General features: G+C 36.0%; 12 protein-coding genes. 4 read left to right on the top strand and 8 right to left on the bottom strand.

What is annotated here, in order from left to right; all coding sequences use genetic code 11:
- Genes ACU8DI_RS05870 through aroC form a run of 4 tightly spaced genes read right to left on the bottom strand, consistent with a single transcriptional unit; the run spans window position 1 to window position 4440 of the window.
- Entirely contained in the window at window positions 1–816 is an 816-nt protein-coding gene (locus ACU8DI_RS05870) for a sulfurtransferase (RefSeq protein ID WP_447111824.1), read from the bottom strand.
- Entirely contained in the window at window positions 809–1846 is a 1038-nt protein-coding gene (gshB, locus tag ACU8DI_RS05865) for a glutathione synthase (RefSeq protein WP_447111823.1), read from the bottom strand. The genes ACU8DI_RS05870 and gshB overlap by 8 nt, the downstream gene beginning before the upstream one ends.
- Before the next feature lie 48 nt (window positions 1847–1894).
- Window positions 1895–3340, bottom strand: coding sequence for a dicarboxylate/amino acid:cation symporter (locus ACU8DI_RS05860; RefSeq protein ID WP_447111822.1), 1446 nt, complete (start codon window positions 3338–3340; stop codon window positions 1895–1897).
- A 38-nt stretch (window positions 3341–3378) separates the two neighbouring features.
- Window positions 3379–4440, bottom strand: a complete 1062-nt coding sequence (gene aroC, locus ACU8DI_RS05855) for a chorismate synthase (RefSeq protein WP_447111821.1) — start codon at window positions 4438–4440, stop codon at window positions 3379–3381.
- 189 nt (window positions 4441–4629) lie between these two features.
- Between aroC and ACU8DI_RS05850 the strand changes: the two genes are divergently transcribed.
- Complete coding sequence (locus tag ACU8DI_RS05850; protein ID WP_447111820.1) at window positions 4630–5490, top strand: UDP-2,3-diacylglucosamine diphosphatase; 861 nt, start codon at window positions 4630–4632, stop codon at window positions 5488–5490.
- Here the strand turns inward: ACU8DI_RS05850 and ACU8DI_RS05845 are convergent.
- Entirely contained in the window at window positions 5482–8409 is a 2928-nt protein-coding gene (locus tag ACU8DI_RS05845; protein WP_447111819.1) for an FAD-binding and (Fe-S)-binding domain-containing protein, read from the bottom strand. The genes ACU8DI_RS05850 and ACU8DI_RS05845 overlap by 9 nt on opposite strands.
- Window positions 8410–8554: 145 nt before the next feature.
- On the opposite strand from ACU8DI_RS05845, the gene ACU8DI_RS05840 reads away from it, so the two are divergent.
- A complete protein-coding gene (locus tag ACU8DI_RS05840) occupies window positions 8555–9040 on the top strand; it encodes a hypothetical protein (RefSeq protein ID WP_447111818.1) in 486 nt (161 codons plus the stop codon).
- A 57-nt stretch (window positions 9041–9097) separates the two neighbouring features.
- Here ACU8DI_RS05840 and ACU8DI_RS05835 read toward each other — a convergent pair whose 3' ends face one another.
- The 3 genes from ACU8DI_RS05835 to ACU8DI_RS05825 all read right to left on the bottom strand — a co-directional run bounded on the left by ACU8DI_RS05835 (window position 9098) and on the right by ACU8DI_RS05825 (window position 11385).
- A complete protein-coding gene (locus ACU8DI_RS05835; RefSeq protein ID WP_447111817.1) occupies window positions 9098–9613 on the bottom strand; it encodes a DinB family protein in 516 nt (171 codons plus the stop codon).
- Between the two features lie 87 nt (window positions 9614–9700).
- On the bottom strand, window positions 9701–10180 hold the full coding sequence (locus ACU8DI_RS05830) for an Lrp/AsnC family transcriptional regulator (RefSeq protein WP_447111816.1): 480 nt from the start codon (window positions 10178–10180) through the stop codon (window positions 9701–9703).
- Window positions 10181–10254: 74 nt separating this feature from the next.
- A complete protein-coding gene (locus ACU8DI_RS05825; RefSeq protein ID WP_447111815.1) occupies window positions 10255–11385 on the bottom strand; it encodes a M14 family zinc carboxypeptidase in 1131 nt (376 codons plus the stop codon).
- A gap of 303 nt (window positions 11386–11688) precedes the next feature.
- Here ACU8DI_RS05825 and ACU8DI_RS05820 point away from each other — a divergent pair, with 303 nt between their 5' ends.
- Together ACU8DI_RS05820 and ACU8DI_RS05815 are read left to right on the top strand one after the other, a co-directional pair.
- Complete coding sequence (locus ACU8DI_RS05820; RefSeq protein WP_447111814.1) at window positions 11689–12066, top strand: helix-turn-helix domain-containing protein; 378 nt, start codon at window positions 11689–11691, stop codon at window positions 12064–12066.
- A 93-nt stretch (window positions 12067–12159) separates the two neighbouring features.
- Window positions 12160–12546, top strand: a complete 387-nt coding sequence (locus ACU8DI_RS05815; RefSeq protein WP_447111813.1) for a hypothetical protein — start codon at window positions 12160–12162, stop codon at window positions 12544–12546.
- Window position 12547: the final 1 nt, after the last annotated feature.

Genomic DNA, 12547 nt, shown 5'->3' with positions numbered 1-12547 from the left:
TTAAGTGTTTAAAGTTCCGTATTCTGTCCATGAGCCATCATAAACAGCCTTCTTATTATAACCTACAATGTCAGCAGCTAATGCCAAAATGCAAGCCGTAATTCCGGAGCCACAAGAAAAAACGATGGTTCTATGATTTAATTTGTAAGTTTCAAAAATTGCTTTTAACGCTTCCTTTGATTTTAAGATATGACCATCAAAAAGGGTGCTATAGGGTAAGTTCTTTGAATTCGGAATGGTGCCTCTTCTCAAGCCTTCCCTAGGTTCTGGAACCCGTTCACAAAATCGATCTTCAGATCGCGCATCTAAAATCACAGATGTTTCATCTTTTGAAATTTCAGCCATGTCTTCATAGAATCGCATATGTTCTGGTTTGTAATTGGCTACGAAATTACCGTCATTCCAGGTTTTTCGTTTTCCTGAGAATGCTACAGTTGTATACCCTTGTTTTTTCCATTCTGGAAGTCCACCATTTAAAACAGCCACATTGTTGTAACCGAAGGTTTTAAACAACCACCAAACTCGCGGACTCCAATAAATACCTTTATCGTCATAGACAATCACTATGGAATCGGTATTGATTCCTAGAGCTCTTACCTCCTTCTGAAATTGTTCTTGTGAAGGTACTGTGTTAGGAAACAAGGCATTGACATCACTCAGTTTTTGTTTGACATCTACATATCTAGAATTAGGAATAGAACCGTCTGCATCTGGCTGCATACTCGCATTTAAAATCACGAGCCTTTCAAGCTCTAAATGTTCATGAAGCCACGAGCAGTCTACAAGGGGCGAAACTAATCGACCATTTTTAAGCATCTTCCACTGTTTTACGTAATCGCACGCGTCTATCAAAGGCCTGCAATTTATCAACAACTTTACTTTCAAGAAAATCAATCACACGTTCCTCTACTCTGACTTTATTCTTATAAACCTTATTAATGTAAGTAATTCCTCCTGGCGACATCACATTCACTTCTACCAATTTTCCACCAATCACATCAATACCAACGAAGTAAAGACCATCCTTCACTAATTTTGGCCCAATTTGTTTACACAAGGCTTTTTCTGCTTTTGTCAAGGTATGTTTTTGAACAGAACCTCCAGCAGACACATTAGATCGATGATCATCAGAGCCTGGCACACGCTTCATAGCGCCTACAGGTTCACCGTTAAGCAACAAGATGCGCACATCGCCTTGATCGGCACCTTCTATATAATCTTGAAGAATCACATAATTGGAAGTCCCATCGCCACTTGTGATATAAAAATCTAAAAGTGAATTGATATTACTCATAGCCGATTTTTCAATCAATATCACACCAGATCCACCAAAACCATTCAATGGTTTCAATATCATTTTATCAGCTTTAGACTCCTTTATCTGATCTACTAAATAGGCTTTATTTTTGGAAACATGCGTGTTTGGAATGATGTTACTATGCGCATCACCAAAAGCAGCCGTATACAATTTATTATTAGCCTCTCGCATTCCTTGTAATGAATTACAAATGAACACATCGTCTTTTACAGAATCCAAGAAATTGAGCATGATTGGATCTAACGGCGGATTTGCACGAAAGAAAATAGCATCAAAACCTGCTAATGGCAGCATTTCCTCACGTAATTTAGCCTTATTGTAAAAAGCTTTCAATCCAGAAGGCACTTTTTCCATTCGGTGAATCACGGTACAAAAGGCATTGGTAACACTGTCACGAATCGTCAGATTTGCTGGTGTACACATAGCAACACCATGGTTGCGTTTGACACATTCCTTTATTAATGCTAAACTGGTATCATTTTCTGGGTCAATTTTATCCCAAGGATACATTATAAAACAGATATTCATATGCGAAGCTTTACTAATTGGTTAGATGAATTTAATTAAAAAAAATAACTATGAGTCCAAATCGAATGTTTCCGTTGGATTTTCATGTTCTTTATAGTCCAACATTTGTTCACCATCAGCAATAATTGAACATACGGTAGCATCACCTGTAACATTTACCACAGTTCTAAACATGTCTAAAATACGATCTACTGGAAATATTATGGCGATCCACGCTGGATTCAATCCTACAGAATCTAGTACAATTATCAACATGACTAATCCTGCACTCGGTACAGCAGCCGATCCAATAGATGCCAATGTCGCTGTGAGTACTACGGTAATCTGTTGACCAATCGTTAAATCTATCATATGCATTTGCGCTAAAAAAATGACAGCAACTGCCTGATAAAGACTGGTGCCATCCATATTTACCGTTGCACCTATGGGTAAAACAAAACTGCTTATTTTTTTATTGACACCTAAATTTTGCTCAACACATTCCATGGTCACAGGAAGCGTCGCTGCACTACTAGACGTTGAAAACGCCAACGTTTGAGCCGGACTCATGGACTTGAAAAACCCTTTGTAAGGAATTTTCTTAACAAACGTTTTAAGAATCATCGGGTAAACGACAAAAATCATAAGTAACAAGCCTGCCAAGACCACTAAAGAATACCAACCGAGGCCTTTAAAAATTTCTACAACTTTTCCAACATCGTCTCCAGCCATTTTACTAACGACACCCGCGAGCAATGCAAAGACAAAGAATGGCGCTGCTTGCATGACGATATCCACCATTTTAAGAAATACTTCATTAATACCGTCCACTAATTTCAACACAGGCTGTGACTTATCTGAAGGAATGAACAGCAAACAAACACCAAAAAATAAGGCAAAAAATATGATTTGAAGCATGAGCCCATTATTTGATAACGAATAGAAAAAATTACTCGGCACAATATCAACTAATGGCTGTAATGGCGTGGTTTCTTTTCGTTTTTTAACCGTTTCCATTTTATCAGCTACAGACGCTTCTTGCAGTTCACTTTTGGTTAATTCTGAAATTTCCTGAGCGCGTTCAAAAAACTCAGGATCTTTGAGGTAGTTAATACCGTCTTTTATTTCATAGCCTTCGGAATCTGCCCAAATTTCATAACTAATGCGGTTGTCTATACGGCTCTGTTCATCAATCAACTTTCCTGGTTTTGCAATATTAACGAGTAACAATCCAAGAGAAATTGCCATAATGGTTGTGATCAAATAAATCCCCAAGGTTTTACCTCCCATTCTCCCTAAGCTTGATGGGTCACCAATATTGGCAACACCACTAATAATTGAAAAAAGCACCAATGGCACGGCAATAAGCTTCAATAGATTAATAAAAATAGTTCCAAACGGATCAATCCAGTTAATGGTAAAACTACTCCAGCCCATAGAGCTTGATAAAAGTGCCCAAATGACACCAAGTATCATACCTATGATTATTTTCCAGTGCAATGCTAATTTTTTCATAGTGTTATACGTCCTTCAGAAGACAAAGGTTTAGTTAATTAGTTATATAGTTTATTCAGTAAGTAAAAGTCTGCTAACACAAGTGCAGCCATAGCCTCCACAATAGGAATAGCCCTAGGTACGACACAAGGATCATGTCGACCCTTTCCTTGCATTTCAACAATATTGCCAGAGCTATCCAGTGCTTCTTGCTTTTGGATGACCGTGGCTACAGGTTTAAAAGCCACCCTAAAATAGATATCCATGCCATTGCTTATACCGCCTTGGATACCACCAGATAGATTCGTTTTTGTAGACCCATCCGAATTGAACAAATCGTTATGTTCGGTACCTTTCATCTTTGCACCACAAAATCCACTACCATACTCAAAGCCCTTAACGGCATTAATAGACAGCATGGCCTTTCCTAATTCTGCATGTAACTTATCAAATACAGGTTCTCCTAAACCCACGGGTACATTTTGCAATACACAAGTAACGGTTCCTCCAATGGTGTTACCTTCTTTTCGAATATCCCTAATTTTGGAAATCATTTTTTCTGCGGTGGCTTCATCCGGACAGCGCACTGAATTACTTTCAACTTTGCTAAAATCTAAATCTTGATAGGGTTTCTCTAAGAAGATATCTCCTACAGAAGATGTATAAGCTTGAATTTGAATGTTTGCTATTAATTGTTTGGCAATGGCTCCAGCGACAACTCTACTCGCTGTTTCTCTAGCAGAACTGCGTCCACCACCTCTATAATCGCGAAAACCATATTTCTTGTCATAAGTATAATCTGCGTGACTAGGCCGATAAACCGTTTTAATATGCGAGTAATCTTTAGACTTCTGATTGGTGTTTTTAATCACAAAACCGATAGGTGTCCCTGTTGTTTGACCTTCAAAAATTCCTGATAAAAACTCGACACTATCTGGTTCTTTTCTTTGGGTTACAATATCGGACTGACCAGGTTTTCTGCGATCTAACTCTTTTTGGATCGCATCAAAATCTAATTGAAGTCCAGCCGGACAACCATCAATAACACCTCCAATAGCAACGCCATGAGATTCTCCAAATGTTGTGAGTTTAAAAATTTTTCCAAAGGAATTTCCTGCCATAAACCGAGATTTAAAACTTAGTTAATTGTAAAAATAGAGAAACAAAATAAGAATCCCATAGTCCGTGTGAAATCAACAAACAAAATCGATAACAATAGCTTAACAATTTACTGATTGTTTGTTAATTACAGAATTATTTTTATTTCAAAACATATTAATTCCTTTGCAAATAATTAATGATATCTAGCATTGAAAACTAAGCGCAAAGTAGAAATAGCCGTCATCTCTGATGTGCATCTTGGAACTTATGGTTGCCATGCCAAACAGTTATTGACCTATTTAAACAGTATTTCTCCAAAGAAGCTCATTCTTAATGGCGATATTATTGATATCTGGCAATTCAAAAAACGTTATTTCCCTAAATCGCATTTAAGAGTCATAAAAAAAGTCATGGATATGGCTGCCGATGGTGTAGAAATTATTTATATCACTGGTAACCATGATGAAATGCTTCGTAAATTTAGCGACATGACTATCGGAAACATCTCCATAGTCGATAAAATCGTATTGGAATTAGATGGAAAAAAGGCTTGGTTTTTCCATGGTGATGTCTTTGATGTTTCAATTCAAAACGCCAAATGGCTTGCTAAGTTAGGCGGCTATGGTTATGACCTACTTATTTTACTGAACCGCTTCATCAATTGGTGTCTTGAGCAATTTGGTCGAGAGAAGTATTCATTGTCTAAAAAAATTAAGAACAGTGTAAAAAGTGCTGTAAAGTATATTAATGATTTTGAAAAGGTCGCTTCAGATCTAGCCATCGAAAAAGGATATGACTATGTCGTGTGTGGACATATTCACCAACCAAAAATGGTCATTAAAGAGAATAAATCAGGTAAAACGACCTATCTTAATTCAGGTGATTGGGTTGAAAATTTTACAGCATTGGAATATCAATTCAAGCGTTGGAAAATCTACAATTACAATAGTGACAAGTTGCGTGCTTTTTATGCTGATGAAGACATCAAGGACATGGAAATTAAAGATTTGATTGCCGCCATTACGGTTGTTGATCAAAAAAAGAAGAAAAAGCAACAATCATCAAAGTAGCGCTTGCCTTAAAATGCTTACAGGGTGCAAAGCATCTCGTTTCGTACCATCTTTTATTTGGTGCCTACAACTAGTACCATTTGCTGAAATAATAACGTCATCATTTGCTTTTCTTACGGCAGGAAACAACGTTTGCTCTCCAATAGCCATACTAATATCATAATGTTCTTGTTCGTAACCAAAACTCCCAGCCATACCACAACAGCCACTCGGAATAATAGTCACCTTATAGTTTTTCGGTAAATTTAAAACTGCAAAGCTCGATGCTTGGTTAGCCAAGGCCTTTTGATGACAGTGCCCATGAAACTTGATCCTTTTAGCATCTGATGTAAATTGATCGGATGTGATGTTTCCCAGCATTATTTCCTGCTCAATAAATTCCTCTATTAAAAACGTATGTTTAGCTATGGTCTTTGCCGCAATTTTGTCGTCTGCCAATCTCAAATATTCATCTCTAAAAGTCAATATTGCAGAAGGTTCTATGCCAATTAATGGTCTAGCATCCGAGACCAAATCTTTAAAAGATGTTACATTTTGATTCGCTAAATGTTTTGCTCGAAGTAATAGGCCTTTGGATAAAAAAGATCGACCAGATTCTGAATGATTTATTAGGGTCACTTTATAATTCAATGCCTCTAATAATTCCAAAGCATCAGTTCCAATAGAAACATCCAAATGATTCGTAAATTCATCATTAAACAAAAATACTTCTTTTATATAATCAATTTTACTTCCTTTTTTTACAGTGCTTTTATATACCTTATTTAAACTTTTACTTGAAATCAAGGGCAAATCTCTTTGCGGAGCGATTTTGAAACCCAACTTTAAGATTGACGACGTCCACTTATTTGAAAGAAAAAAGTTTGCTAAGTCAGACACATGACTTCCGTAGCGATTAAAAAGGTTATTATAAGCAAATAATTTGGTGCGCCATGAGATGCCATTTGCTTTTTGATATTGGTATTGAAACTCAGCTTTTAAACTTGCAACATCTACACTACTTGGGCATTCTGACGCACAGGCTTTACAGCTCAAACATAAATCAAAAACCTCTTTTAATTCTTCATGATCAAACTTATTTCTTTTTTCTGAATGCGTTAAATATTCTCTTAAAGCATTTGCTCTTGCTCTGGTGGAATCTTTCTCATCTCTGGTGGCTCGAAAACTCGGACACATCGTTCCTCCAAACTCTGGAAGCTTACGACAATCACCTGAGCCATTGCACTTTTCTGCTTCCCTTAAAATACCTAAGGAGCTTGAAAAATCCATGATAGTATCTACTTGAGGTTCTTCGCGATCAGGTTCATAGCGCAATGACTTATCCATAGGAAAGGCATCCACTATTTTACCAGGATTTAAAATATTATCTGGATCAAACGCCGTCTTAATATGTTTGAGCAACTGATAGTTTTCACTGCCGATCATGATAGGAATAAACTCTGCTCGAACAATTCCATCACCATGTTCACCACTCATAGAACCTTGGTAAGTCTTTACAAGTCTTGCAACATCGGTTGTGATCTCTCGAAAGCGTTTCACATCTGAAGTCTTTTTAAGATTTAAAATAGGACGTAAATGCAATTCACCAGCACCAGCATGAGCATAATAAACAGGTTTTTGATTATAACCCTCCATAAGTTTTGAAAAGGACTTGATATAACTGGACAAATCTTCCAAAGCAACTGCTGTATCTTCTATACAAGCAGCTGTTTTTTCATCTCCAATCATGTTTCCTAGAAGTCCTAGGCCAGCCTTCCTTAAATCATTGGCCTTCTGAATATCGTTCCCTTCGAGGGTTGGATAAGCGTAACTCAAATCAAGCGCCTTCAAATCTTCAATAAGCGCATCCTTTAACAGTTTTAAATGACTCAAGTCATCAGATCGCAACTCACACATTAAAATAGCCTGAGGATCGCCTTGAATAAATGACCGATTAGATTCCTGTGTTTTGTTATATTTCGTTAAGTCTAATATCGACTTATCCATCATTTCGCAAGCGTATAAATTATGATTCATGACATACGCTACGGCATCTAAACAGCTGTCAATACTGTCAAAATGCGCTGCAATCATGACTGCGTTGGCAGGCGGTATATCATCGAGCTGTAAGGTTACCCTAGTCACAAATGCTAATGTACCTTCGCTTCCAGCGAGCAACTTGCACATATTAAACGGACTGCCATTTTCAGAAAACACAGCTGCTTTTAATAATTCGTCAATTGCATACCCCGTATTTCGACGATGAATTTGGGGCTTGGGAAATTCCGCAGTAATACGTTGCTGATTTTCAGGTCGTGATAATTGGTCATTGATTGTTCTATAGATATGACCTTCCAGAGTGTCTAATTGTAGTTTTTCCTCGAAGGCTTCAGCAGAAAGATCTGAGAAAACAACTTGCGAACCGTCGCTTAAAACAACTTCTAATGCAAGAACCTTATCCCTTGTTACACCATACTGAATTGAGGTCGTGCCTGAAGAATTATTTCCAACCATCCCTCCTATCATACATCTATTTGAAGTAGAAGTGTTAGGCCCAAAGAAAAGTCCGAATGGCTCGAGATAATGATTTAATGCATCCCTTACAACACCTGGTTGTACAGTGACAGTTTTCTGCTTTTCATCAAGCTTTAATATCTTTGTAAAGTGTTTTGAAACATCTACCACAATACCATTACCAACACATTGACCAGCTAAAGATGTTCCTGCAGCTCTAGGAATAATAGACGTATTATTTTCTCTTGCGAACTGCATGAGTAATTGAATATCCTCCAAGTTTTTCGGTAAGGCTACAGCTAAAGGCATCATTCGGTAAACAGAAGCATCAGTTGCATAAATAGATTTTATCAAATCATTATAATACAATGCTCCCGACATCTTTTTCTGAAGTTCCAAAAGTTCAATTGCTAGGGAGTTTTGCATTCTAAATGAGTTAATTTTTTTCGTATTAAGGATATAAAATTGTCTTAAAATTAGAACAACCAATTCAATTTTAACATAATTTTGTCGTTAAATAATAGGTGCTCTACTTGAGTGCCAAGATAACTTAAATTTAAAACACTGAATTATGAAAAGAATACTTTTAGTAGCAATTGCTTTTATTGGTTTTACAACACTTACAAATGCTCAAGACATCGCAGACAACGCCATAGGTGTACGTTTAGGTGATAGTGATGGTTTTGGTGCTGAAATTTCCTATCAACGAGGTTTAGGAGACAACAATAGACTGGAACTTGATCTCGGACTTAGAAGTGGTAAGAACTACGATGGTTTTAAATTAACCGGATTATACCAATGGGTATGGAATATAGATGGCGGCTTTAATTGGTTCGCTGGTGCTGGTGGTGGTGTTGGATCTTACAGTTTTGACAATGTGCCTGATGGTTTTGATGACAGCGAAACATTCCTTTTTGTTGCAGGAGATATTGGTATTGAATACAACTTTGATATTCCACTACAATTAGCTTTAGATGCTAGACCAGAACTTGGTTTTGGTGATTATAGAGATGATTTAGACTTTGACATTGCCTTAGCTATTAGATATAGATTCTAAGGAGACTATGCGTTATGGAAAAAAGCCACTTGTTTGTCAAGTGGCTTTTTTTTTATTTTATAAATAGCGCTCTTCAATAATCTGACAATGATGATTTTCATGTCCTATAAGAATAAATACCACTGCTCTCGCTGTTAAATTGCTATTATTAGCGATACCTTTTTCAGTAAGCATCTCTGTCGTCAAACTATGAAACAGATAGCTACTAGCTAATCTTACAGCTCTATACTCATCAATCAAATCATGCATCGTTCGACTATTTGCATGGGAAGTCGACACATAGTCATCTTGATCATAACCGGGAAGCAGCGTCTTATCACCTCTTGCCATACACAAAGCTCTATAGGTAAACACACGCTCTGTGTCAATTAAATGTTGAACAATCTCCTTAATGGTCCATTTCCCAGGTTCATAACGATACTCTTGTTTTTCCTCAGGAATGGCCTCCAAGAAATTAATAATCAATTTCATGTTAGACCTGAGACCATCATTTAACTTTGCATCACCTGATTTCTCAATATAACCTTGATAGTAAGGATGATATTCATCTTTAGATAAATCGTTTTTTGTCATTTTTCAAAATTTGAGTGAAAGTTACAAAAAACCCTTTGCCAAGCGACAAAGGGTTTTTTAATAAATGTAAAGATAGTTATAGTTAAATTACAATTCGTTAAAAATTGTATGCATTAAGCGCTTTTTGTCATTAATACTCTCTTCAAGACTAATCATAGTCTCTGTTCTGTATATACCCTCAATATCATCAAGTAAGAAGATGATGTCCTTCGCATGTGAGGTATTCTTTGCTCTCACCTTGCAAAAAATATTAAATTTGCCTGTTGTTATATGTGCCACTGTGACATATGGAATTTCCGCAATTCTCTCCAAAACAAATTTCGTTTGTGACGTGTTGTTCAAAAACACACCTACATAAGCAATAAATGAATAGCCTAGTTTCTGATAATCAAGTGTCAACGACGACCCTTGAATGATACCAGCCTCTTCCATTTTTTTAACTCTCACATGAACAGTTCCTGCTGAAATAACCAATTTTTTGGCTATATCGGTAAAAGGAATCCGCGTATTATCAATCAACATGTCTAAAATCTGATGATCGATTTCATCCAATTTAAATTTTCCCATTTTTAGATTTTTCGTAAAATTTATACAAAAATAATGCAATTCCATTAAAGATAATGCATTTAAAACGAACTTTTTTATGGTTTTAGTGAGAATTTTTCATTATTTATCATTACGAAAACGATTTCGCTAGACGCAGTTATGACGTCCCCATTCATAGATAACACCTCATGCCCTCTAGCATCAATCTCTCTGTGTGCAAAGAAATCAATGGAATCTGAAATATTTTTCACTTTAGGCTGAAATTCCACTTGTTCTCCATTTAAAATTTCCTCATACTGAATAGCGATATCAAGTCCGTTAGCATTTCTTATAATGATGTCATAAAACCTTTTTTGATTTTTAGGAATTTTGAAATAAGCATCTTGATATTGTCCTTTTATGTCATTTTCAGCGATATACGTTAGTCCAACTAACAATGATTGGAAGACAAATTCTCGCGTACGTTCCCGATGATAATCTTGCTGATAATGACCAGCCTCAAACAATACTGTGGGGACATTTTTGGATTGAAAGCTATCTCCAACGCAATTAATATTGAAACCATCATCATAGATTCCTACTTGATTTTTTAATTGTGACTGCAGCGCGTTATACATCGTAACAATGATATCCATAGCCACACTTCTTGTATAAGTTACCGTCTTATCCTCATCTTGAGAAGGCGACAAAAACGACATTGTTGCTGAGTTATTTGTATCACCAGCACTAAAAATGGTACGTTGTCCGTGAAGATTAAAACAATAATTTGGTTTGAATTGATCAAAAACAGATTTCAAAACCAGACTTTCAGGTTGTGATACATTCTGAGCATCCCTATTCAAATCGACGTCATTAGCATTTAAACGCGTATAGGCTTTTGCACCATCTGGGTTGAGTATTGGAATAATCAACACAGTACAAGACTCTAAAATTGATTGAACCGATGCATGTTTAACCAATATAACATTTAACAAGTCAAAAATAGCCTTAGTGGTGGTGCTTTCATTCCCATGCATTTGAGACCACATAAGAATCTTTTTTTTACCAGTGCCAAAAACGATGCTGTGAATAGGCAAATCATTTACCGATTTTCCAATCAGTTCTACGGTCATTTCTTTAGATAATGCATCCAATAGAGGGCCAATAGTTTGATGGTGAATATAGCGACCAAAGAGCGTCTTTTCTTTATGTGTTTTAAACAGTGTACTGGCCGTTTTTAAATCCATGAGTTACAATTGAATTCACAAAGGTAAACAAATGTAATTTTACATTTGTAAACAGTATATGTCGAGAGTTTGAGTAAATAAATTTACATCTGTCTACAGAAATGAGGCGTAACCAAATAAGGAATTGCAAAATCTTCAATGAATTTTATAATTTTATTATAGTTAATTTGTTTTCAGTAATTTATATGATTTTACATTAAGTATTAATAGAATATAAAAAATTATTTAACATCATAAATGAGTATCGTTTTAGTAATATGTTTACATTTGTAACGTTACACTAATAACCATTTAATGTTTACAATGATAAACAACCAAGAATTTACGAAGCGCTTGCAAAAAGTGATTGATTTTTACGGAGAATCTGCTTCTTCTTTTGCTGAAAAGATTGGTGTTCAGCGTTCCAGTATTTCACACATATTATCTGGTCGAAATAAACCAAGTTTGGATTTTGTATTGAAGGTTCTTTCCACGTTTCCTGAAGTAGAATTATATTGGTTAATGAATGGCAAGGGTCACTTCCCTTCTGAAAAAAATACTGCCGAATCTGCAGCGCCAAAATCTCATTCCGAAGTGGCACCTCAAATTTCTGAGTCCATCACTTCTAACGAAAAGCTTATTGACAGGATCGTCATCTTTTATAAAGATGGTACCTTCAAAAATTTTGAAGAAGACAACTGAAGACGTAAAAAATAAAAAGTACTCCTTTGCTTTTTCATTTTTCAATCTGTTTTATCACACAGGGTTTTTGTAATTTTGTTTTAAATACTCGTCATGCGCAAAACATTTTTACTTTTGAGTCCATTGGTTTTCTTAAATTGCTTTCAAACAGAACGTCATTGTAGTGATTTCAAGACAGGCACTTTTGAGTTTACCTATATCATAGACGGTGAAGAAAAAACAGGAACTTTCGTGCGTACTAATGATTTAAATATTGATTACTACGATAATAAAATAGATTCTGCATCCATTAGATGGATTAATGACTGTGAGTTTATTCAGAAAAAAATTAATCCTAAGAATAAGAGTGAAGAGCGTGCGATACACATGAAAATATTAAACACAACCGAAGACTCCTATACTTTTGAGTACCAACTCGCCGTAAAAGACCCTTACAAAAAGAAACGGGTAGAAAAAGGAACCGCAAAAAAGATAAAGTAAT

It is taken from the genome of Psychroserpens sp. BH13MA-6 (genome assembly GCF_052983595.1).
This window is presented reverse-complemented; position numbering and strand designations above follow the sequence as displayed.